The 20878-nt window shown below is 68.1% G+C and carries 21 protein-coding genes; 5 read left to right on the top strand and 16 right to left on the bottom strand.

The window, feature by feature from the left end; all coding sequences use genetic code 11:
* Positions 1–24 precede the first annotated feature (24 nt).
* Both ABDZ81_RS02385 and ABDZ81_RS02380 read right to left on the bottom strand, forming a co-directional pair.
* Positions 25–741: a hypothetical protein gene (locus tag ABDZ81_RS02385; protein ID WP_343773353.1), complete on the bottom strand. Its 717-nt coding sequence runs from the start codon at positions 739–741 to the stop codon at positions 25–27.
* A 92-nt stretch (positions 742–833) separates the two neighbouring features.
* Positions 834–1487 carry a helix-turn-helix domain-containing protein gene (locus ABDZ81_RS02380; RefSeq protein ID WP_343772236.1) on the bottom strand — a complete coding sequence of 218 codons (654 nt, stop codon included), beginning with the start codon at positions 1485–1487 and terminating at the stop codon, positions 834–836.
* A gap of 84 nt (positions 1488–1571) precedes the next feature.
* On the opposite strand from ABDZ81_RS02380, the gene ABDZ81_RS02375 reads away from it, so the two are divergent.
* Both ABDZ81_RS02375 and ABDZ81_RS02370 read left to right on the top strand, forming a co-directional pair.
* On the top strand, positions 1572–2792 hold the full coding sequence (locus tag ABDZ81_RS02375) for an FAD-dependent monooxygenase (RefSeq protein ID WP_343772235.1): 1221 nt from the start codon (positions 1572–1574) through the stop codon (positions 2790–2792).
* 124 nt (positions 2793–2916) lie between these two features.
* On the top strand, positions 2917–3930 hold the full coding sequence (locus ABDZ81_RS02370; protein WP_343772234.1) for a DMT family transporter: 1014 nt from the start codon (positions 2917–2919) through the stop codon (positions 3928–3930).
* On the opposite strand, the gene ABDZ81_RS02365 is transcribed toward ABDZ81_RS02370, so the two are convergent.
* The 9 genes from ABDZ81_RS02365 to ABDZ81_RS02325 all read right to left on the bottom strand — a co-directional run bounded on the left by ABDZ81_RS02365 (position 3915) and on the right by ABDZ81_RS02325 (position 13183).
* Positions 3915–4490, bottom strand: coding sequence for a DUF7261 family protein (locus ABDZ81_RS02365; protein ID WP_343772233.1), 576 nt, complete (start codon positions 4488–4490; stop codon positions 3915–3917). The two genes, ABDZ81_RS02370 and ABDZ81_RS02365, sit on opposite strands and share 16 nt — an antisense overlap.
* Positions 4478–4885, bottom strand: coding sequence for a DUF7262 family protein (locus ABDZ81_RS02360; RefSeq protein WP_343772231.1), 408 nt, complete (start codon positions 4883–4885; stop codon positions 4478–4480). The genes ABDZ81_RS02365 and ABDZ81_RS02360 overlap by 13 nt, the downstream gene beginning before the upstream one ends.
* Positions 4878–5552 (bottom strand): DUF7263 family protein, encoded by a 675-nt coding sequence (locus ABDZ81_RS02355; RefSeq protein WP_343772230.1) that lies wholly within the window; start codon positions 5550–5552, stop codon positions 4878–4880. The genes ABDZ81_RS02360 and ABDZ81_RS02355 overlap by 8 nt, the downstream gene beginning before the upstream one ends.
* Positions 5552–6055 carry a DUF7266 family protein gene (locus tag ABDZ81_RS02350; RefSeq protein ID WP_343772229.1) on the bottom strand — a complete coding sequence of 168 codons (504 nt, stop codon included), beginning with the start codon at positions 6053–6055 and terminating at the stop codon, positions 5552–5554. The genes ABDZ81_RS02355 and ABDZ81_RS02350 overlap by 1 nt, the downstream gene beginning before the upstream one ends.
* Positions 6052–6807: a DUF7289 family protein gene (locus ABDZ81_RS02345; RefSeq protein WP_343772228.1), complete on the bottom strand. Its 756-nt coding sequence runs from the start codon at positions 6805–6807 to the stop codon at positions 6052–6054. The genes ABDZ81_RS02350 and ABDZ81_RS02345 overlap by 4 nt, the downstream gene beginning before the upstream one ends.
* Positions 6804–8714 carry a type II secretion system F family protein gene (locus ABDZ81_RS02340; RefSeq protein ID WP_343772227.1) on the bottom strand — a complete coding sequence of 637 codons (1911 nt, stop codon included), beginning with the start codon at positions 8712–8714 and terminating at the stop codon, positions 6804–6806. The genes ABDZ81_RS02345 and ABDZ81_RS02340 overlap by 4 nt, the downstream gene beginning before the upstream one ends.
* The gene (locus ABDZ81_RS02335; protein ID WP_343772225.1) at positions 8707–11094 is read right to left on the bottom strand and encodes a type II/IV secretion system ATPase subunit; all 2388 of its coding nucleotides are present in this window, start codon (positions 11092–11094) and stop codon (positions 8707–8709) included. The genes ABDZ81_RS02340 and ABDZ81_RS02335 overlap by 8 nt, the downstream gene beginning before the upstream one ends.
* Before the next feature lie 88 nt (positions 11095–11182).
* Complete coding sequence (locus tag ABDZ81_RS02330; RefSeq protein ID WP_343772223.1) at positions 11183–12133, bottom strand: AEC family transporter; 951 nt, start codon at positions 12131–12133, stop codon at positions 11183–11185.
* A gap of 78 nt (positions 12134–12211) precedes the next feature.
* Positions 12212–13183, bottom strand: coding sequence for an aldo/keto reductase (locus ABDZ81_RS02325; protein ID WP_343772222.1), 972 nt, complete (start codon positions 13181–13183; stop codon positions 12212–12214).
* Between the two features lie 116 nt (positions 13184–13299).
* Between ABDZ81_RS02325 and ABDZ81_RS02320 the strand changes: the two genes are divergently transcribed.
* The gene (locus tag ABDZ81_RS02320) at positions 13300–13656 is read left to right on the top strand and encodes a hypothetical protein (RefSeq protein WP_343772221.1); all 357 of its coding nucleotides are present in this window, start codon (positions 13300–13302) and stop codon (positions 13654–13656) included.
* A gap of 252 nt (positions 13657–13908) precedes the next feature.
* On the opposite strand, the gene ABDZ81_RS02315 is transcribed toward ABDZ81_RS02320, so the two are convergent.
* The 5 genes from ABDZ81_RS02315 to ABDZ81_RS02295 all read right to left on the bottom strand — a co-directional run bounded on the left by ABDZ81_RS02315 (position 13909) and on the right by ABDZ81_RS02295 (position 19619).
* The gene (locus tag ABDZ81_RS02315) at positions 13909–14187 is read right to left on the bottom strand and encodes an amphi-Trp domain-containing protein (protein WP_343772219.1); all 279 of its coding nucleotides are present in this window, start codon (positions 14185–14187) and stop codon (positions 13909–13911) included.
* Positions 14188–14360: 173 nt separating this feature from the next.
* Positions 14361–15749: an ADP-dependent glucokinase/phosphofructokinase gene (locus tag ABDZ81_RS02310; RefSeq protein WP_343772218.1), complete on the bottom strand. Its 1389-nt coding sequence runs from the start codon at positions 15747–15749 to the stop codon at positions 14361–14363.
* Positions 15750–15951: 202 nt separating this feature from the next.
* On the bottom strand, positions 15952–16848 hold the full coding sequence (locus ABDZ81_RS02305; RefSeq protein WP_343772217.1) for a universal stress protein: 897 nt from the start codon (positions 16846–16848) through the stop codon (positions 15952–15954).
* Between the two features lie 107 nt (positions 16849–16955).
* Positions 16956–18197 carry a glycosyltransferase gene (locus tag ABDZ81_RS02300; RefSeq protein WP_343772216.1) on the bottom strand — a complete coding sequence of 414 codons (1242 nt, stop codon included), beginning with the start codon at positions 18195–18197 and terminating at the stop codon, positions 16956–16958.
* A 72-nt stretch (positions 18198–18269) separates the two neighbouring features.
* The gene (locus tag ABDZ81_RS02295) at positions 18270–19619 is read right to left on the bottom strand and encodes a sulfatase family protein (RefSeq protein ID WP_343772215.1); all 1350 of its coding nucleotides are present in this window, start codon (positions 19617–19619) and stop codon (positions 18270–18272) included.
* Positions 19620–19820: 201 nt separating this feature from the next.
* Between ABDZ81_RS02295 and ABDZ81_RS02290 the strand changes: the two genes are divergently transcribed.
* Together ABDZ81_RS02290 and ABDZ81_RS02285 are read left to right on the top strand one after the other, a co-directional pair.
* The gene (locus ABDZ81_RS02290) at positions 19821–20312 is read left to right on the top strand and encodes a pyridoxamine 5'-phosphate oxidase family protein (protein WP_343772214.1); all 492 of its coding nucleotides are present in this window, start codon (positions 19821–19823) and stop codon (positions 20310–20312) included.
* Between the two features lie 89 nt (positions 20313–20401).
* Positions 20402–20851 carry a pyridoxamine 5'-phosphate oxidase family protein gene (locus ABDZ81_RS02285; protein WP_343772213.1) on the top strand — a complete coding sequence of 150 codons (450 nt, stop codon included), beginning with the start codon at positions 20402–20404 and terminating at the stop codon, positions 20849–20851.
* Positions 20852–20878 lie beyond the last annotated feature (27 nt).

Raw genomic sequence — 20878 nt, 5'->3', positions numbered from 1 at the left:
CGGCGTGGCGAACCGAATCGCACCTCAGAACCCGCCGTAGCGAAGGTACACCATGACCACGATGATCGCGAGCTGAAAGACGCCCTGGACGCCGCTGAGCCGGGCGTTTCGCATCCCGATCGAGCTGATCACGTCCGGGTCTGGATTCGCCGAGACCATCTGGCGGTACATGCGCACCTCGCCGGGCAGCAGGACGCCGAAGCCCAGCACGCTGAGCACGATCACGATCGCGATGGCGACGACGATCGCGGGCGCGGTCATCGCGAAGTCGGGCAGCGTCGCCGCGAGGTACGCGCCGCTTCCCAGCAGCGCGAGCCCGAAGGCGGCCTGCCAGCGCCGGTCGCCGAAGGCGTCGAACTGATAGCCGATCAGCGCGAGCGCCGGCAGCAGCGACGCCGCGGTGAGGATCGCAATCCATGGCTGGAGATGTTCGTAAAAGGCGATCCGGACCGCCAGCGTCACGCCGCCGCCGATCGTCACCAGCGCCAGCGTCGGCATCAGAAACGTCATTTTCGGGGTGAAGCGCTCGAACACGCTCGCGCGCTCCTCGACGGCCAGCCCGCCCAGTACGGGGCCGAGCACGAGCGCCATGAACAGGTCGATGCCGGTCCAGAGGATCCCCGCCATCACGTGGACGAACGTGTGCTGGATCAGCGTGCCGAACTGCAGGACGTACGCGAACGCGGCGACCGGGATCGCGACTGCGCCGGCCGCGAACGCCGGGTTCGCCCGCTCGGCCATGCCGCGGATCGTCGCGCGAATCGAGGTCATGGAACGTTCTGTGCGCCGACATGTGTTAAGAGTTATCACTCTCGCACGGACGAACGGCGCCGTCACCGAACGAGCGCGCCGAATACTCGCTCCTCGATCTTTCGGAGGTGCTCGCCGACCGTCGTCGGAGCGACGCCGACGCATTCGGCGACCTCTTCGAGCGTCGCCTCCCTGGGCGTCCGGTAATAGCCCGCCTCGACCGCCGTCTCCAGCACCTCCCGCTGGCGGGCGGTCAGCACCCTCGTCAGCGGCGCCTCGTCCGGTTCGTACGGGCCCGTTTCGAGCACCTCGAAGGCGACGTCCGCCTCCTCGCCCACCGCCTCGTAAAGTTCGCGGAACGCGGCGTCGCTGCCGAGGTACGTCACCCGGAGCGCGCCGTCGGCGTCGAAGCGGATCGGCGTTTCGACGACCAGCTCGGCGTCGCGCTGCAGTTCCAGCGTCCGGCGGGCGAGCTCCGTCGGCTCGAACTGGCTCACGGCCGTCCAGCGCTCCCCGCCGGAGACCAGATAGTCGACGACGTACTCGGAGTCCCGCATGATCGCCTCGTACCGGTCGCGGTCGCCGCTCCCCTCGGCGAACAGGAGCACCGTCTCGTCGTCGAGCAGCTCGACGTGGTGGATCGCCTCCCGCCGGATCGACGGCTCCGCGGAGAGTTCCCGCCCGAGCGGGTGAAACGCGTCCGCGGCGGGTTCGACGAGCGCGGTGAGGTATCGCATACGAAGCGGTGATTCGTCCGCCCTCATAAAGAGGCGTGGATGCGCTGCAGTCGGCGTTTCGCGATCGGCGACTAACGAACAGGTATGAGTCGCGACCGATCGACCGGCCGGGTCGACGAGACGACCGACGTGGCGATCGTCGGCGGGGGAATCTGCGGGCTAACCGCGGCGATCGCGCTTGAACGGCGAGGGTGGGAACCGACGGTCTATGAGGCGGCGACCGAGTACCGACCCGTCGGCGCCGGCATCCTGCTGCAGACGAACGCCCTGCTCGTGCTCGACCGTCTGGGCGTCGCCGAGCGGGTCAGAGAGACCGGCGTCCCGCTCGACGACAGCGCGATCCGGTCCCCGGACGACCGGGTGCTCAAGCGCTTCGATCTGGATCGAGTCGAGCGCGACGAGTTCTGCTACGGCTTCGTCGCGATCCACCGCGCCGACCTCCAGCGGATCCTTCTCGACGACCTCGACGCGACCGTCCGGACCGGCATGGAGTGCGAGGCGGTGATCGACGCCGACCGACCGATCGCCAGATTCGCGGACGGCACGCGGATCAGTCCGGACGTCCTCGTGGGCGCCGACGGCATCCGGTCCGCGGTCCGCGACGCCGTCGCCCCCGAGATCGAACCGCGGACGCTCGACGGCGTCTGCTATCGCGCGATCGTCGATGTCGACCTGCCCGAACGGCACCGCGACCGCGGCCTCGAAGTGTGGGGCGAGGGAAGCTACACCGGCGGCGCTCCGCTCGGCGACGGCCGGTTCTACTGGTTCGCGACTGTCTCCGAGGCGACCGCCGCGGACCTGAACGGACCGCACGAAGTCGTCGCCGCGTTCCGAGAGCGCTTCGGCGCGTTCCCGGAACCGATCCCCCTGGTCGTCGATGCGCTCGCCCTCGACGACGTCTTTGCGACCGGCCTCGCGGATCTACCGGCGCTCGACCGGTGGTCCCGCGGGTCGGTCGTCCTCGCCGGCGACGCCGCCCACGGGATGTTGCCGTTCGCCGGGCAGGGTGCGGCCCAGTCGATCGAGGACGCGCTCGCGCTGGTTGACGCGATCGCCCGGCACGCCGATCCCGCCGCGGCGTTCAAGGCGTACGAGGACGACCGAAAAGCGAGAGCGGACGGTATCCGCGCCGAAGCCCGCCGGCTCGGACGGCTCGGGACGGTGCAGTCGCCTCTCGGAGCGCGACTCCGGAATCTCGCCGTCGGACTCGTTCCGGACGCGCTGTTCAGGAGATTTCGGCGCCGTCGTGCATCTCGGACGTCGCTACCGGACGGGGCGGTCGGCGACGCCGGATCGGGCTCCTGATCCGACCGCGACGGGCGGTGCCGGGCCGCGACAGTTCAGTCTATCTCGGTCCCTAACGGGTCGTGTTCCCACGATTCGGAGAAGCCTCAAGAACCAGCGGCTCCTACCAATGCTACTCTCTACGATGACGTCTACGCGCACTACGCTCTCGCTGTTCGGCCTGTTGACCCTGGTCTGGGGGACCTCGTTCGTGGCGATCAAGGCCGGCCTCGATTCGTTCCCGCCGATCCTGTTCGCCGCCTTCCGCCACGACCTCGCCAGCGTCCTCCTGCTGGCGTTCGTCGCGGCGAGCAGCCGCCGCTGGCTCCCGCGGACGCGATCGGACCTGGAGCTGATCGCGATCGGCGGCGCGCTGATGGTCGGGGGCCACTTCTCGCTGCTGTTCGTCGGCCAGCAGTACGTCCCGAGCGCTCTCGGCGCGATCCTGCTGTCGCTGACGCCGATGCTCACCGCGCTCTTTGCGGTCGTCGCGCTGCCAGCCGAGCGAATGCGCATCCACGGCGTCGCCGGACTGGTGCTCGGCTTTCTGGGCGTGCTAGTGATCGCGAATCCCTCGCCGAGCTCGCTCGGCGGCCAGCTCGTCGGCGTCCTCCTGTTGCTCGGATCGGCCGCCAGTTTCTCGATCGGCGCGGTCTGGGCCGAGCGCTACACGGCGTCGCTCCCGATCGTGTCGATCCAGGCGTGGATGATGCTGTTCGGCGCGATCGTGCTCCACGCGATCAGCCTCCGGCATCCCGGCGAGACCGTCGCGGCCGTCGAGTGGACTCAGTCGGGCCTGCTCGCGCTCGTCTACCTCGGCGTGTTCGCGAGCGCCGTCGGCTTCCTGGTGTACTTCCGGCTGATGGACGCCGTCGGGCCCAGCGAGACGAGCCTCGTCAACTACGCGACGCCGGTCGTCGCCGCCGTCGCGGGCTGGGCGCTGCTGGGCGAGCAGATCACCGCGCTGACGGTCGCCGGGTTCGGCCTGATCCTCGGCGGCTTCCTGCTGGTGAAAGCCGACGCGATCCGGTCGAGCGTGCTCCACCGCGGCTCGACGGCGGTGCCGGCGTTCTACGACGACTCGCGCGAGCACGTCGTCGTCGAGGGCAACGCCTACGTGGTCGAGAGCGGGTCCGAGACGGGCTATCCTGCCGACTGAGGCGCGGCATCGACTCGGTGTGTCATTCGGGACGCTGATTCTTCTCCTGTCACGCGCAGATCCACGGCGACGCCCAGCACGTGCGTCCGGCCGCCGCGGTCCTGCACGACGACGCCGCCGATCGCCTCGCAGTCGCCGAACTGACGGTTCGGCCCGCCCGGACAGCCCTCGGCGGCCCACGCCCCCGCGGCCGACTCGTTGTACTCGATCCCGTGGACGACGCCCTCGCGGAGCCCCGACGTTCGCAGCGTGTCCAGACGCGGATCGAGCCGATTCTCTACGGCGGCGACGGCGTCCCTGCGGTCACTCCACGAGTGGTTGCCGGGGACGCCGGACGCCGCCTCGAAGACGGCTCGATCCAGCGCCCGAGTGACGTCCTCGCCGGTTCGGTCAGCCGTGCCGACGCCGGCGTCCGTCGTGGCGCCGAGCTGTACGTAGGCGAGCGCGATCGGCGCGAGGCCGACGGCGATCACCGCACCTGCGACGAGCACGAGCTGGGCGCGCGTCGACGCGGGAATCTCGTCGTCGCCATCTGCGTCCGAACGGGTCACGCGTACCACACCCTGATACGGACGTCGCCGTGTTCGGTCGTCACCGTCGCGGTGCCGTAGCTGACGCCGGCCGGCCGCTCGTAGCCGACCGCGCCGTACTCGGTTTCGACGCGGTACAGCAGGTTGTCCGGGAGCAGCCGATCCATGCGCCGATCGAGCGCCGACCGCTCGCGTTCGAAGCTCTCCCGGCTTTTAGCGACCTCGGCGAGCCGCGTGGCCCCTTGGTGACGCGGCGACTCGCCGGCCAGCACCGTCCCGGCGTCCTCGGCGTAGGCGTCGAGCTGGGCGGCGCCGTCGTCCGGCGCGGGGACGCCGAGCACGAACACAGACGCGACGCCGACGATCAGAAGGACGCCGACGCCGGCCTCGGCGACGGGCGTCGATAGCTGTGCTCGGTCAGCCATCGACGGTCACCTCCAGCAGCGCCTTTTCGGTTCGCGAGGGGTAATACGTCAGATCCGCCTCGTCGGGCGCGAGCCGGCCGTCCGCCTCGATCGACACCGTCGCCGTCCGGTAGCGGCTGATCGCGATCGAGAAGTTACCAGTCAGCCCCGACGCGTTACGGCGCACGATCCGGTCGCCGATCCGGACGCTCGTCACCGTCGCGTTCGTCGAACGGTCGATCCGCACGTCGACCCGGTCGGTTCGCCGCGGCAGCGTCACGGACCTGTTCGTCCCGTCGAACGCCGCGTCGAGCGCGACCGATCGGGTCCGCTCGACCAGCACGATCCGCTCGACCGAGTACCCCTCGACGTCGTCGCCCGTCGCGGCGACCGGCTCGTCGTCGAGCGTCACGGCGACGTCACGGTCGGACAGTCCCGGCAGCGCGCTCCGGAGCGCGACGGCGTCGAACGACACGACCGCGGTGGCGTTCAGCACGTTCTCCCGCGCCGCGAGCGAGCCGTCGGCGCTCGTGAGCCGCTCCGCGATGCCGGTCGCCAGTTGGCGTTCGGTCGCGTCGCTCTCGGCCGTCGCGAACGCACCGTCAGCGATCGCGAGGCCGACGACCATCGCGCCGGTCAGCGCGATCAGCGCGACGGCGAGCGCCAGCAGGTTGGCCTGCCCGCGCATCAGGACCGCCCCCGTCCGAGGCGTACGTCGACGCCGTCGGTGCCGCCGCGGATCCGCACGACGGCATCGTCACGGCTCTTCCACTGCCCGTCGATCGAGTCGACCCACCCTGGCAGCGCCAGCGGCATCCGGCCGCCGACGGCGTCGTCGGGATGATCGAGTACCAGCTGTCGGCCGTCGACGCGGAGCGCGTACGCCTCGCCCCTGATCGTCGCGGGGAGTTCGATCCGCGCGGTCGCGTTGACCGACGAGGCATTCGGCGGTACCGCGTCACGGATCTCGGCACTCGTGTCGGCCAGCGTCCGATCGGCGACCTCCTGGCTCGCAGCGGTGCGGTACTCCGGGATCGCGCCGGCGTACAGCGTCGACGTCAGGAGGCCGACGTAGAGGACGACGATCGCGGCCTCCAGGGCCTTCCCGACGACGGCGGAGCCAGCTCGCGCGTCGCCGCGGAACCGGCCTTCGGAACACCGTTCGCCAGCCCCCGATCGACTATCGGTCACGGCCCCACCTCCAGTCGCATGTCGTGGACCACGAGGTAGGCCGTCCGATCGCCGCGGTAGGTGGCGACGACGCTCTGGTGGTCGTCGCCGGGGAACTGGCGCCCGCTCGCCGACGCGACGCCGGCGCTGTCCTCGAAGTGGCGCTTCCATGCGCCGGGCGTCGTCGTCTCGATAGCCACACGATAGGAGTCGTTGCCCAGCGCCCGCCGGTCGTGGCTGACGTTCGTCGATAGTTCGACCGACTGGCCGACCGCCCCGGTCGTCGTTCCGTCGCTCGCGTTCAGCGCCGAAGCGCCGACGACGAGGACGCCGCCCTCGCCCTCCGACGCTGTGATCGGCGGGTCGTCGTGCAGCCACGAATTTCCGGACCGTCCGCGGACGACGGCGCCGGCCTCGTAGGCGACCCGACGGTCGCCAGACTCGTAGACTAGAGCGTCGACGGCGACGGTCGCCACGACGCCGGACTCGTTGAGTACGCGGAGCGTCCGCTCCTCGGTGGTGAGCCGTCCGCCGGTGAACGCGACGCGCTCCTCGCGGTAGCCGGTGGTCTCGGTCGGCTGGAGCGCGGCGTCGAACCCGTCGGCGACGCTGGACGCGTCCGCGGCGGCCGCGTTGCTCTCGACGACCGCCCCGATCCCGGCCGTGAGCCCGCCGATTCCGATCACCGCGATCGCGAGCAGCAGGGCGACGCCGACGACGTTCGACTGCCCGCGGTCGGCGGAGCCGGAGGCGTCCGCATCGCGCCGGATCACGCCACGCCCACCACCGTAAACACGGCGTACGCGACGAGCACCAGCGCGCCGGAGTGCAACAGGGCCTCGTAGCGCCCGCGGCTCGCGGTGCCGGCGAACCACCCGCAGGACAGCATCGTCGCCTGGGTCACGACGTAGAACCGGTAGCGCTCGCGCGCCGGATCGACGCCGGTGGGGTTGAGCGCGACGCCGGCGGTCGACCCCGACACCGCCGAGAGCTGGCTGAACCCGTCGATCACGTACGCGTCGACCGCGACGACGATGCCGATCACCAACAGTGCGGTCGTCCATCCGACCGTGACGTAGACGAGCATCGCGCTGCGCAGCGCTTTCTTCTCGTGGTGGAGCCGACCGACCTCGGTCTGGAGCGTCTCGAAGATGTCCTCGGAGTCGCCGCCCGCGTCGAGTGCGCCGGTCACGAGTCCGATCGTCTGGCCGGCCAGCGGCGTCCCGACGCGGTCGACGAACCGCTCCAGCGCCGACGCGCGCAGGTCGCCGTCGGTCGTCGTGAGGTTGACGTTGAAGGCCAGATCCTCGATGTCGGCCTGCAGCGCGCCCAGATCGACGTCGCCGGCGACGCGCTCGACCGCCTCCGAGAACGGGCGACCGAGCCGGACGTGCCCCGAGACGGCGTGGACGAAGTCCTTGATCTCCCGGTCCTTCGCGTCGTTGATCCGCGCGCGCCGAACCGCGACGGCGCCGACCGGCACCGCGAACGCGGCGTAGGAGAGCAGGACGACGTCGATCGGCTTCGGCCCCGCCGACGCGAGCGCGAGGCCGACTGCGACGGCGAACGGCACGGCGACAACGACGGCGCTGGCGGGGTTTCTGGCCGCGGTGGCGAGCGTCGCCAGCGCGCCCGTCGGTCGCCTGTAGACGGGCTCCGAGTGGTCCGGGGGTCGGAGCCGCTCGACGAGCCAGGCGGCGATCAGGCCCGTCGAGAGCACGAAGCCGACGCTGCCGTACACGACGAATTCCCGGCCGGTAAACGTCCCAAGGGGAGTTCCGATCGGCCGGGAGAGGCCGGGCGAGAGCACGCTCAACACCGTCACCACGATCACCAGCAGCGACGGCAACACTAGCAACACGATGAACAGTTCGGCCAGCAGCTCGAGGAACGACTCGGCGCGGTTGCGGGCCCGCGCCTGTCGGTGTGACAGCATCCGGCTCTCCATCCGGAGGTAGCTCGTCAGCTCGTCGCCGCCCTGCTCGGCGTGCTCGCGGAACTTGAGCAGGAACGGCGAGAGCGCGTCTCGCGACGGCGTGTCCCGCGCGACGATCCGCAGCCCGCGGTTGAGGCTGCCCGTCAGCGTCGCCTTGTTCAGCGCCTTCCGGAACGCGACCGCGGTCTGCCCGTACGCGTCGCCGTTCGCCGCGACTTTCCGGAGCATCGCCCTGCGGTCGTCGTTCCCGGTCGAGAGCACGCGCAGGTACCGCACTGCACCAGGTAACGTTCGTTCGATCTCCGTCCGTCGGGCGTCGGCGACCCACCTGAGGTACCGCCCGCCGAACCAGATCGTTCCCCGCTTCGAGCCGACCGCGGCCGCGAGCGCGGCGCCGATCGCAACGTACGGGATCCCGCCGGCGTTCCCATCGGCGTTCACGGCGTCGGCCGAAGGCGACGCCGTCCCCTCCGGTGCGATGGGCGCGATCGCCAGGGCGAGCGCCAGCGTCGCCGCGAGCGTCCCGACGAACACGAGCCACGAGAGGGCGTACACTCGCGAGAGATAGACGCCGAAGCTCGCCCGGACGTCGGTCCCCCGGTAGAACCGACGGTCGGCGTCGTGACGCTCGGCGTCGGCGTGACGTCCGAACAGTGCGTACAGCGCGCGATCGAGCACCGCACCGGGGCCACTTCCCGTAAACGAACGCTCGGCGCCGGTTTCGACGGCGGTAGGGCTACTCATCCACCCCTCCCGCGCTCGCACGCTCGACGGTGGCCGCCTCGTTGGTTCGCAGATCGGCGAGAAACTCGAACAGTGCCCGGAAGTCGTCGACGCCATCGCGCCGGAGGTACCGGACGTACCGGTGTTTGCGGTGGAACTCGGCTTCGACGGCCTCGACCGGCCGATCCGTGTGCTCGGCGAGCCGGTGGAACACGCGCATGTCGCACTCGCGGTCCTCGCCGTCAGCCCTTTCGGGGTCGGTGGACGCGTCGGGCGCGGCGCGCGATCCACGACGGGCGACCCCTCCCGATTGGTCGGAGGGGCCGTCGCCGCCGGTGGCCGTTTCGTCGAGGGGCGAAGCGCGGCCGCGTCCCGGCCACTCTCGCCCGGGATCGTCGGGCGTCGTCTCCAGTTCGGGGTGGGCGTACCCGAACGTGAACCGGCCCGTCTCGTCGGTACCGCCCACCCGGTTCCAGTAGACGTCGGTGCCCTGCTTGCTGACGACGCCGCAGTTCTCCTCGACGTGCTCGTACTCCTCGGCGCCGAGGAACTCGACGACCTCGCCCACGTATCGTTCGCCGTCGACGTGGCGGGGGAACACGACCAGATCGAGTTCGCGCAGCAGGTACGGCGCCATCCCCTGTTCGACGACCCGATTGACGAGCTTCTCGACGTCTTCGGCGTGGGTCGTCCCGATGATGCCGTGGCCGGTGTTGAGCGACTCGGCGAACGTCTCGAAGCTCGCGGGGGTGTTGATCTCCGCGATCACCTCCACGTCGGGGTTGAGGTAGTTGCATTCGGTCATCAGATCGTCCATCGTCACCTGCTTGTACTCGCTCTCGTGTTCGCGGGTGGTCAGCGAGACGCCGGTTTCGTGGGGCAGGCGCACCTCGCGGGACCCCTCGTCGATGCTGATCGGGCGATCGCGGAAGGGGATGAACGGCATGTGGGCGTTCATCAATGTCGTCTTGCCCACGCCCGTCGGGCCCGAGAACAGCACGACGCCGTGGTGCTCGTACAGCATCCACAGGAGCGCGACCAGCTCCGCGGAGATGCTGCCACGCTCTAGCAGATCGACCGGCGTCATCGCCTCGGAGGACTGCTTCCGGATCGAGATGTGGGGCCCGTCCTCGCTGATCACGCCCAGCGCGACCGCACAGCGGATCGTCACGTCGTCGGGGACGCCCTCCGGCGCCAAATTCACCTTCGCGCTGGGGTTCGAGGCGTTCAGTTCGGTTCCGTCGGCGGCCGCGAGCTGGGTGACGACGTTGACGAAGCTGGTCTCGTCCTCGAACGTGAGGTTCGTCGGCATCCGCGCGTCGTGGCCGACGCTACCCCGGGGAACGACCTTGATGCGCTCGCCGACGCGGTTGGCCTCGATGTCCTCGAGATGGCGGTCGCGGATCGGGATCGTGAGCTTCCCCTCGCCGACGTAGTCCCGGAGCACGTAGTACACCAGGTCCGAGAGCCGATCGGCGGAGTACCGGCCGTCGACCGGGGGCACCGCGAGGTCGTACTGCGCGAGGGCGTTTTTCACGCGGAACCGCGTCGCGTCGGCCCACGCCCGGGTTCGCCTGGCGGTCAGCTGGCGCGAGAGGAACGTTCGCGCCCGATCGCGGACGAACGCCTCACGATCGTCGACCAGTCCGTCGACGTTGGCTTCCCAGATCCGTTCCTTGCACTCCTCGATCAGTTCCTCGTCGCCCGGCAGCAGGTCGGGCTCCTGGACGGCGTACTTGGTGGTAAAGGCGTCCCGCCCGAGCAGGTGCTCCCGGTAGATCACCACCGGCACCTCGAACCCGCGGAACCGCACGGTGTGAGTCCCGAGGCGCTCGCTGACGAACCGGTCGATGTACTCGGGATCGGCGGGGAACGCCGTCTCGGCCGGCGCGTAGTTCTCGGTGTGGACGACCAGCCGGTCCTCGGCGGTGTCGGCGACCTCGATGCGGTCGTCGAGCGCCAGCGGCGTCAGCTCGCCGAGACAGCGCAGGTCGCGGAACGCCCGGTAGGTCACGCGTCGGCGCGCGGCCGCCGAACAGGACAGCAGCCGATTCAGGACCTCCTCGTACTTCGGGTCGAATCCCTCGTCCATCCGCTCGACGGTGCCCTCGCGGGTCAGCGGCCGGGCGAGGTTGGCGTCGCTGAAGTGGTCTTTCACTGCGGCGAGCGCCTCGGCGTCGGCGTCCGAGAGCGGCGGCTCGCGCACTTCGTACTCGAACGTCTCGCCCCGATCGTAGATCGTCGCGACGACGCCCGGATACAGCTCGTACTGCTCGCGGACGTCGGGCGCGTACCACGCCTCCGGGTCGTCCGGCGGCAGCGGCGGCGGCACCGCGTCGGCGTCGTGCGCGATCGACTCGCGGGGGTCCGTCGGAACGTCGAGCGACGGGCCATCGGTCATGGGTACGTCGCGTCGCTCTATCCTATTTAAATTTTCGCAGAAGTGTAAGAAATAATTCTCCCCATGGCCGTACTCGCGAGGACGCTGCTCAGATGAGGAGTCCGGACTGTAACACCGCGATGAGCGCCGTGACGGTCGCTATGCTGGCGACCGTCGTCAGAAAGACCGTCGCGCTGATGAACTCCTCGGCAGAGAGCCCCTCGATGTCCTGACTGAACGCGCCGACGAGGATGATCGTCGTGACGCCCGTCGGCGTCGCCAGCAGCACCACGAGGACCCGCGAGACCGTCGCGTCTCCGACTCCGACCGCGAGGACGGCGGCGATCGCGAGCAGCGGGGCCACCAGAAGTCGCATCGCGCTCGCGGTGCCGATCGGGCGGACGTCGCCGTCGCCGTCGACGTCCGAGAGCTGGAGCCCGAGGATCAGCAACATCACGGGGATCGAAGCGTTGCCGAGCAGTTCCAGCGTCTGCATCAGCGTCGAGTCCGCCGGCGGGACGACGCCGAGCCATCGCGCGGCGAGCGCAACGACGACCGCGTACACCAGCGGGACGCCGAACACTCGGCGCATGTCCGCCAGCGGACTCTCCTTGCCCCCGCGAGCGGCGATGTAGATGCCGACGGTGTACAGCATCACGCCCTGCAACGCCGTCACGAGGACGGCGGTACTCCGGCCCGTCGCCCCGAACGCGAAGTCAGCTAGCGGAATCCCGTAGTTGCCGGTGTTCGGAAAGGCCGTGGCGAGGACGAACGCGCCCAGCAGCGGCTCCGAGTGGCCGGTCGAGCGGGCGACGCTCTCCGCGAGCGCGATCATCGCCGCGGTGAACAGGACGACCACCAGCACGACGTCCACGATCGTCGACCCGGCCAGCGACGACGTCGCGAGGCTGTGGACCACCAGCGCGGGCGCGAGCACGTAGACGGTGATCGTGTTGAGCGCGTCCGGATCGGTGCCCTTCGACCGGCCCAGCGCGAACCCGGCCGTCGCGATCGCGACGACCGGCAGAATCGCCGTCGCCAGGATCCTCAGGAGGGACATGCGACAGTCTACCTCCGCGGATCGTTAGAATAGTTTGGATTTGGACCGGTTTGAGAACTCCCCATCGTGCCGGGATCGCTACTCGTGACCGAAAACTGGTACGGGATGATACGGCTCTTCGAGATACTCCACGTCCGAGTCCGAGAGGTCGATACCGAGCGCCTCGACGGCGGCTTCGAGATGTTCGACGCTCGAGGTCCCGACGATCGGCGCGTCGACGTTGTCGTTCTGGAAGTGCCACGCCAGCGCGATCTGGGCCATCGAGACGCCCTTTTCGTCGGCGAGCTCCTCGACGCGGCCGTTGATCTCCTCGCTGGCGGGCCCCTCGTGGTACGGCGTCCCGTAGTCGAGTTCGTGCTCGCCGCGGGCGGTCTCGGTGAACTCGTCGTGCGGGCGCGTCAGGTAGCCCGCGCCCAGCGGCGACCACGGCATGACGCCGACGTTCTCCCGGTCGCAGATGGGGTACATCTCGCGTTCTTCCTCGCGGTAGGTCAGGTGGTACAGATTCTGCATCGTCTCGAACCGCGCCAGCCCCTCGCGTTTCGAGATATCGAGCGCCCGCTGGAACTGGTGGGCCCACATCGACGAGGCGCCGATGTGCCGGACGTCTCCTCGACGGACGGCGTCGTCGAGCGCCCGGAGCGTCGTCTCGATCGGCGTGTCGTAGTCCCACCGGTGGATCTGGTAGAGGTCCACCGTGTCCATCCCGAGGCGATCGAGCGAGTGTTCGAGTTCCTGCTCGATGGTCTTGCGCGAGAGCCCCGTCGCGTTGCGGTGCTCGGTCGCGCCGGCGAACCGGACCTTGGTCGCGACGACCTGCTCGTCGCGGTCGTACTCCGCGAGCACGTCGCCGAGGATCTCCTCGCTCTCGCCCGCCGAGTAGGCGTTGGCCGTATCGAAGAAGTTGACCCCCAGTTCGATCGCCCGCTCGACGAGTTCGCGCCCTTCCTCGGCGTCCAGCATCCAGTCGTCCTGGCTGCCGAAGCTCATGCAGCCGAGACAGATCTTCGAGACCTCCATCCCCGTCGACCCGAGTGTGGTGTACTCCATCTACCGTAGAGTAGGAGAATGGTCGGAAAAACGCACCGTTGCAGTTCGCGGACGCGTACCCCGAAACACTGGTTCGAACCGGCACCGAATTTTGTCCGGCGGCCGAACGATCGGCCATGTTCCGTCGCGCTCGCGAACTCGGACCGCCGCTGCTGGTGCCGATGGCGTGGACGTTCGTCGCGGCTGCCCAGGTCGACGCCGTCGCGGATCGGACGATCTTCGTCGCGCTCGTCGTGATGAGCGTCCTGCTCGCGGGCTTCGCCGCGACCGGCCGCGCCGACATGCGATCCGGGACGCTGCTCGTCTGGTGGCGCATCATCGCCGTCGGGACGCTCGTGACGCTGTGCGGCGTCGTCGGCTTCCTGCTCGATCCGCGCAGCGAGATACTTCTGGCGATCGCGCTGGTCGGCTGGATGCTGCTTCCGGCCGTCGGGTTCGTCGAGACCGGCCGCAGAGTCGCCGACGGGAGCTAGGTCTACGCGGCCGGAACCATCGGATGCCTCGTCGGCGTCGCGCTGTACGGGTGGGTTTCGCGGTCGCGTCTGATCCAGGGATGCTCGCGGGCCTCGCACTCGTCGGTACCGGCCAGACCGCGGGTATCTTCGACGCTGCACTCCGGTCCTGAATGCGGAGGGCTACCACTGCCGTTTCGATCGCCGACGGGGGAGGTTATGATTGCACGGAGCGTGCTTCCGACCGTCCGATACCGATGACGTTCGACGAGTTTACCTTTCGACGTCGAGCGCGCCTTCCTCGGCGGTAGCAGCGTCTCGCCACCACACCAGCTCGAACTCGATACTCTGTTTCGCCTCCGTCTCACCCTCGGACCAGTCTGATTCACCTTCGAGTTTGAAGGTCACGGGCTCTACTGGAGTCAGCTTCACTCTCTTCCCCCCGAGAGCGAGCGTCACGTCCCCGTCGTTATCAAGTTGATCGGCGAACTCTCGAAGGTACGTGGCGATCTCTGCTCGCGTTTTCCGTTCTTCAGTTTCGAGCTCTCCCATACCCGGAGGTACGTCGGAACGTAAGAAAACGATACGGGGGCGGTCGGGAATCGGAACGTCGCCCGTCGGTTGAGCATAGAGACGCGGCGATGTCCGGAGCTCCGCTCGTCGAACTGGATCGAACAACTACCGACCCCTCCCTGGTCGAACGCGAAGAACAACGGACCCCCGCCTTACGACTTCTCCCCGCGGTGATCCTCGGCGGCAACCAGTTCGAGAGCGAAACTCGACGACGAAACGACGTCGCCGATGCCGACAGTTCCCGCCGGCTGCTCGACGACGCGGTTGGGACAGGCGACGACTGTCGGCGTGCAGAGCGTGCCGTCCTCCGCCGTCTCGTCGACGTAATCAGCGAGGTGTTCGATCGCCTCTTGCCCGCCCGTCGACGGGTCGTACGCCACCCCCGTCTCGAGATCGTCGGGTGCTGTGATGTCGCCCCGGGCGGCCTTGGTTGCGGCGTTGACAGCGGCGAATTTCATCCCTCGCAGGACTGCTTCCGGGGGGAGATACGAGTCTATCACCGCGAGGTGATACTCCATCGCGTGTAACCGTATGCACTCGATGCCGAGGTCCTCCCGGAGCGCCGAGAGCATCCGGTAGTGGGTGAGGATCTCGTCTACCTCGAACGGAGTGTCGTCCGTGGGTTCGTCGTCCACAGCTTCGATTTCGGCGTCGTCGTGCAGAAAGGCGAGTTCGTGGGGGTCCGCACCGAGGACGTTCGCTTCCGGGAGGATCAACTCGTAGATGGCTTCTCTGAGGTCCTCGTCGTGGGTCACCGCGCACTCGATGTGCACTTTCGGATCGCCACCGGAGCGGAATCGGCGGATGACGTCGCGCGCGTGACGAAGCCGCTCCGCGTAGCCGTCGTCGACGTGATCCGGGGTGAGGTTGTGGTAGCCGGCCAGCAGCGCCCCCTCGACCACCTCGCCGATCTGATCGACGTGCACGTCGAGGGCGCCGGTCGTCAGGTCGAACTCCGCCGGTCTCGACGCGGCGATGAACCGGGTATCCTCGGCCGCGGGCACGCCGAAGAGTTCGTCGCCGCTGCCGAACTCGAACACCCAGTTGATCTTCGTCCGATCGGCGGCGGGGGCCTCGCGAAGGGGGACGAACGTCACCTGTCCGTTCTCGACGACCGGGTACCGCACCGCTTCGGGATGGTCGAACATCGATAGCTGCCTGTCCGACAGCAGGTACGTGTACGCGATCGGTGCCGCCCCCAGCGCGGAGACGAGGTTAGTTATGATCCCGGTCTGTCCGCCCATCTGCTGGGCGTCGGGCTCGAGGTCGGATTCGAGCGCGGCGGCGAACTCGTCGGTCAGCGCGATCTCGTCCCCTCGCCCGGTCGCCATCGCGTGGGTGATCGCCGCGGCGAGGTCTCGCTTCGAGGTCAGCGGGCTCGGCGGGGCACGCTCTCCGGGCGCCGCCGGTCGATCGAGCGCCGATTCCAGCTCGGCGTCGACGCGGACGACGGCGTCGACGTTCGCGTTGTAGGCGACGAACACCGGAACCCCCTCCAGCGCGCGGAGGTCGGACTCCAGTCGGGAGCGATCGTATGCCACGGTGTGACGTACTTCCCGGTGCGATCACGTAATGCTGTGTGTGTCGCGGTGACGCCGCCACCCGCCCGGTGCGGCTGTAAGGTTTACAGTCCGGCTCGTGGAGTCGGGATCCGGAAGGCTCGCGAGACCGATGAAAGCGATCGTCCTGGTCGGCGCGTACACGCAGATTCCGGACGGATCGTCGTGACGGCGGACGCGTCGGTCACGGTGACGGGGCGCTCACCGGGACACAGAACACCGGGACCTCGGTCTGCCGAACGACGTTCTCGGTGACGCTGCCGAGAAACCACTGTCCGATCCCCGTCCGTCCGTGGGTGCCCATGACGATCAGGTCGACGTCCTGGTCGGTCGCGTACTCGGTGATAACGGCCGCCGGCGCTCCGCTCGCGATCGAACCGGAGACGGTGACGTCCGCCGATCGGGCGCGCTCCCGGACCGTTTCGAGCGCCGCTTCTCCGCGGCGTTCGAGCGCGTCGAGGAGTTCACGAGGGTCTTGCGCGCCGGCGAACGCGTTCGTGTCCACCGAGTACACGCTGTGTACCATCGAATCCAGCAGCGTCGCGAGTGCGATCCCCCACTCGGTCGCGATCGCCGCCCCCTCGCTGCCGTCGGTCGGCAGTAGCATGTCACCGAACGCCACGTCGTCGATCGTTTCGACGTCGGCGTCCGGCGGGACCGCGACCACGGGCGTTCGCGCCGTCCGGAGCACGTTCTCGGTGACGCTGCCGAGGAGGATCCGCTCGAGCCCCGAGCGACCCCTGGTGCCGATAGCGATGACATCGATACCGCGCCGGTGGGCGTACTCGCGAATCGACTGGAACGGCGTCCCCCGCTCGACGGTCGTCGTGACATCGAGCTCGTCGTCGAACTCCCGCGCCAGTCGTGCGACCGTCTCGGTCGCCTCTTGGGCGTTCTGTTCGAGCGTCGAGAGGGCGCCGGCGTCCTCGAGCTCGTCCGTTTCGGCATCCGTCTCGACGACCGAGAGCACGTGCACGTCCGCGCCCGTCCGTGAGGCGAGCGCTATGCCGTGCTTCGCTCCCGTGATCGCTCCCTCGCTGCCATCCGTCGGGAGCAGTATCGAGTCGATGATCCGGCTCATAGGGATACTGGAGTATCACCGTCACAGATCATAGCCGTATGGGCGACGACCGGTCGTCCGACGGCGGGCGTCAACGCGGTCGCGCGGCGGCCCTCGGACGGGGACGATCAGCGGTCGCGGTCCAGAACGTCGAGGAGGACGTCGAACAGGTCGGCGATCTGGCGGGGGAGGAGAAACCGATCGCGAACGTGCTCGCGACCGTTCGCGCCGAACGTCCGGCGGCGGTCGTCGTCGTCGAGGAGGTCGACGACGCGCGCTCCGGCGGCCTGCGCGTCGTCCGGGTCGACGAGGTGGCCGGTTCGCCCGTCCTCGATCTGCAGCGGGATGCCGCCGACGGTCGATCCCACGACCGGCGTGCGCTTCCAGAGCGCCTCGGAGACGACCAGTCCGAACCCCTCTCGCAGGGATTTCTGGACGACGACGTCCGCGCCGCGCTGCAGGGCGTTGATCGTCGTGTCGGGCAGGTCTGTCAGCACGTGTACGTGCGGTTCACCGGCGGCGTCTTTGGCCACACGCTCGTAGACCTCCAACGCTTCCGGGTCGTCGCCGGCCATCGCGCCGGCCAGCGCCAGCTGGAGGCCCGGAATCTCGTCGCGGGCCCGGCGGAACGCCGCCAGCGTGCCGAACTGGTCCTTCCACGGATCGAAGCGGGAGACCTGCGCGACGAGCGGCGCGTCGAACGAGAGCGGATACAGTCGGTCTCGCTCGGACGAAACGGTCGCCTCGTCGAGCGACCGGTTCTTCTCGCTCAGCGGATCGATCGAGGGGTGGACGACGCGCGTCGGCACGTCGATCACGCCCGCGTAGTCGGATCGGCTGGCGATCGCGTGATCCACCCGACTCGCGTACTCGGTGACGAACGCGAGGTGGTCGGGCGAGGGGTCGGTGAGGTCAATGTGACAGCGCCAGACGATCGGCGCGTCGGGCAGTCGCTCTCTGAGTCGGTCGATCATCCCCAGCGGCTGTGGATCGTGTAGCACGACGAGGTCGTACTCGTCGTCTACCTCGGCCGCGTTTCGCTCTGTGACCGAGCGATAGGTCGCCTTCATCGGGTCGGTGAGCGGAGCGTCGTCGCCCTGCAGGCCGTTGTGTATCGACTTCGTGACGGCGAAAAACTCGTCGTCCGCGTCCAGTACGAGCCAGTCGGTGTCGACGCCGAGATCGTTACACAGCGGGACGATCGATCGGAGCAGCTCGGCGACGCCGCCGCCGGTCGCAGTCGAGTTGACGTGGAGGATACGGTCGTCTTCGAGTTCCTCGGCGAACGACCGGAGCCGGTCGAGCTGCTCCGCTTCGACCGTGTCGGCGTACGCTTCGATCGATCGATCCGATAGCGCTGGGGCGTGCATACTCCGTACGGTCGATAGCACGACCGCGGGGGTATTCGTTGGGGGCAACGAAGCGTCTCGCCGGCGGACGGCTTACGCCGACTCGTGAGGCCACCGGAGCATCTGCTCGTAGTTTCCGGGGACGATCGGGCCGTCGAGTAGCGGATCGTCCGTCTCGTCCATCCATTCGTACAGCTGTCGGGATAGCGACTCGCGGACGTCCTGATACCGCGGCTCGAACGCCACGTTGTCGTCTTCCTGCGGTGCATCGCGGAGATCGTACAGCTCCTCGTACGGTCTGGTCGGGATGCAGTATCTCTCGCGGACCTCTCGACCGGACTCGCTGGCGAAGATGTCTTTCGGGAGATACGCCTTCGGGAGGCGCCAGAAACTTCTGATATACTTGTACCGCTCAGTGCGAATCGCTCTGACCGGGTTGTAGAGATCGTGCCAGGACATCTCGGCGAACACCCGCTCGCGGGGGTCGTACTCCCGATCGGTCAGCAGCCCCAGGAAGCTCCGTCCCTCGATCTCGTCGGGGACGTCGAGGTCGACGAGTTCGAGCAGCGTCGGCAACACGTCGACGTTACTGAGCAACTCGTCGTAGCGCCGTCCGTCCTCTGCGACGTCCGGGACGCGAAGCACCAGCGCGGCCTCGAGCCCGGCGTCGTAGCAGCTCCCCTTCGCCCGGGGAAACGCGATTCCGTGTTCCGTCGTGAAGACGACGACCGTCTCGTCGGCGAGTTCGGCCTCCTCGATGGCATCGAGGATCGTCCCGACGGCGTCGTCGATTGCGTAGACCATCCCCCGCATCTCGGCGAGATCGTGTCTGAGCCCCCGCCGGTCGGGGAGGTACGGGAGCGGCTGGATCTCCTCGGGATCGTCGAAGTCGTACTGCGCGCCGTGAAACCCGAACCGCCCGGTCTCCTCTTCGGTTCGGTGACACTCGAAGAATCCGACCGACGCGAAAAACGGCGTGTCGAAACCGCCTCGTTCCAGGAACGACGCGACGACCGACGCGACGTTGCGCGCCTTGTTCGCCTGATGGACCGTCGGCGACACTCCCGGGTACAGGTTTCCCTCCGAGTGGATGTGGTCGTATCGGAGTCGGTCTGTATCTTGACTTATGTGCTGGAGCCCGAACAGGTGCGTCTCGTAGCCCGCGTCGCTCAGGTAGTGGGGCAGGATCCGCTCGTCGTCGTGTAGTTCCCAGTCCCCGTGGGCCAGACCCATCAGCCCGTTGACGTGGGGGTGGCGGCCGGTCATCAGGCTGCCTCGACTCGGCGAACACTGGGGCGCGGTGACGAAGTGGTTCTCGAAGAGCGCGCCGTTCTCCGCGAACTCGTCGATAGCCGGCGTGTCGATATCCGTCCCGTAACAGCCGAGGTATCGACCGAGGTCGTGCGCGTGGATCAACACGACGTTCGGGGTCGAGACGTCCATGCATTGTCGGATACGACTTCCCAACGGATAGCAATTATATCACTGACACTAGTTGACCAGTGCGTACTCCAGAGCCTGCTCCGGCGATCCGGGGCCGTCGACGGCGACGAGGATCGCCATTTCAGGTGCGAACACACGTTTCTCCACGCATTAGTCGTTCGGTGGTGGGTATTTCAGCGCCGTCGTCGATACAGCGCATGCATGTCACTCGACGAACTCCAAGCGTACGGTCTGGTTCAAATGAACGACGACGAGATAAGGGGGTTCCTGTCGAACCAGAGCGTAGGCATTCTCGCCCTGCCGGCGTCGACAGCACCCTACGTCATCCCGATATCGTTCGGCTACGACGGCGATTCGAGCCTGTACTTCACCTACCTGGTCGGTTCCGAGAGTCGCAAAGTGGAGTTGAGCGACCGCGCCGACGCGGCTACGTTCCTCGTTTACTCGGTCGATTCGACGTTCAACTGGGAGAGCGCGTGCCTGACCGGCCAACTCGAAGCGGTACCCGAGTCTGAGTGGGATGCGATCCGAGAGATTGCAGACGAGATGTGGCGTCCGAGCGCTCTCCGGAGCGCCGAACTGTCGGGGGGTGTCAAAGTGTACGAGTTCCGGATCGAGGAGCAGTCGGGCGTCAAGCACACCGGCCTGCCACCGGAACTCGCCACCGATGCGGACGAGAATCGCTCCGACTGACGTCGCTCGAAGGGATCGACGCGCCGATACGACCCCGACGGCGTACCGCGTGACAAATCATTATGTCCCAGTTCGTGGTACTTGTCACCATGGAATCGCTTCGGTGGCTACAACTGACTGACGACGAGCGAACCGAGTTCCTGGGACAGGGCGGGACGGGCGTGCTCTCGTTTGCGACGACGAGCGACGACTCTCCCGTCTCGTTCCCGGTGTCGTACGGCTACGACGCCGACCAGCCGGCGTTCTACTTCCGACTCTCGTTTCCCCCGGATAGCCGGAAAGAGGACCTCGTCGACCGACCGGTTTCCTTCGTTTCGCACGCCCAGGCAGACGAGGGGTGGCGGAGCGTCGTCGCGACGGGATCGCTCGAAGAGATATCGGACTTGCCTCACGAATCGATGGCCGTGCAGGGGATGTGGGCGATCCGGATTCCCACCGTGGACGTGTTCGAGCAACCGCCCGAAGAAACTACCTTCCGGTACTTCCGGCTCCTCCCCGACTCGCTGACCGGTCGCAAGGAAGTGTCCCACGGGGATTGACGTTGCCGGTAGGGCGTCCTCTCTCAC

It is taken from the genome of Natronoarchaeum mannanilyticum (genome assembly GCF_039522665.1).
GTDB classification, from domain to species: domain Archaea; phylum Halobacteriota; class Halobacteria; order Halobacteriales; family Natronoarchaeaceae; genus Natronoarchaeum; species Natronoarchaeum mannanilyticum.
Note: the sequence above shows the minus strand (reverse complement) of the source record. Positions and strands in the feature narration are given on the sequence as shown.

What these genes read in the sequence shown, in the direction of transcription:
- ABDZ81_RS02370 (WP_343772234.1), top strand. Translation starts at nt 2,917, where the DNA reads ATGACGTCTACGCGCACTACGCTCTCGCTGTTCGGCCTGTTGACCCTG.
- ABDZ81_RS02305 (WP_343772217.1), bottom strand. Translation starts at nt 16,848, where the DNA reads ATGAGCCGGATCATCGACTCGATACTGCTCCCGACGGATGGCAGCGAG.
- ABDZ81_RS02360 (WP_343772231.1), bottom strand. Translation starts at nt 4,885, where the DNA reads ATGGCTGACCGAGCACAGCTATCGACGCCCGTCGCCGAGGCCGGCGTC.
- ABDZ81_RS02315 (WP_343772219.1), bottom strand. Translation starts at nt 14,187, where the DNA reads ATGGGAGAGCTCGAAACTGAAGAACGGAAAACGCGAGCAGAGATCGCC.
- ABDZ81_RS02300 (WP_343772216.1), bottom strand. Translation starts at nt 18,197, where the DNA reads ATGCACGCCCCAGCGCTATCGGATCGATCGATCGAAGCGTACGCCGAC.
- ABDZ81_RS02330 (WP_343772223.1), bottom strand. Translation starts at nt 12,133, where the DNA reads ATGTCCCTCCTGAGGATCCTGGCGACGGCGATTCTGCCGGTCGTCGCG.
- ABDZ81_RS02340 (WP_343772227.1), bottom strand. Translation starts at nt 8,714, where the DNA reads ATGAGTAGCCCTACCGCCGTCGAAACCGGCGCCGAGCGTTCGTTTACG.
- ABDZ81_RS02295 (WP_343772215.1), bottom strand. Translation starts at nt 19,619, where the DNA reads ATGGACGTCTCGACCCCGAACGTCGTGTTGATCCACGCGCACGACCTC.
- ABDZ81_RS02290 (WP_343772214.1), top strand. Translation starts at nt 19,821, where the DNA reads ATGTCACTCGACGAACTCCAAGCGTACGGTCTGGTTCAAATGAACGAC.
- ABDZ81_RS02385 (WP_343773353.1), bottom strand. Translation starts at nt 741, where the DNA reads ATGGCCGAGCGGGCGAACCCGGCGTTCGCGGCCGGCGCAGTCGCGATC.
- ABDZ81_RS02355 (WP_343772230.1), bottom strand. Translation starts at nt 5,552, where the DNA reads ATGCGCGGGCAGGCCAACCTGCTGGCGCTCGCCGTCGCGCTGATCGCG.
- ABDZ81_RS02325 (WP_343772222.1), bottom strand. Translation starts at nt 13,183, where the DNA reads ATGGAGTACACCACACTCGGGTCGACGGGGATGGAGGTCTCGAAGATC.
- ABDZ81_RS02320 (WP_343772221.1), top strand. Translation starts at nt 13,300, where the DNA reads ATGTTCCGTCGCGCTCGCGAACTCGGACCGCCGCTGCTGGTGCCGATG.
- ABDZ81_RS02375 (WP_343772235.1), top strand. Translation starts at nt 1,572, where the DNA reads ATGAGTCGCGACCGATCGACCGGCCGGGTCGACGAGACGACCGACGTG.
- ABDZ81_RS02380 (WP_343772236.1), bottom strand. Translation starts at nt 1,487, where the DNA reads ATGCGATACCTCACCGCGCTCGTCGAACCCGCCGCGGACGCGTTTCAC.
- ABDZ81_RS02335 (WP_343772225.1), bottom strand. Translation starts at nt 11,094, where the DNA reads ATGACCGATGGCCCGTCGCTCGACGTTCCGACGGACCCCCGCGAGTCG.
- ABDZ81_RS02285 (WP_343772213.1), top strand. Translation starts at nt 20,402, where the DNA reads ATGGAATCGCTTCGGTGGCTACAACTGACTGACGACGAGCGAACCGAG.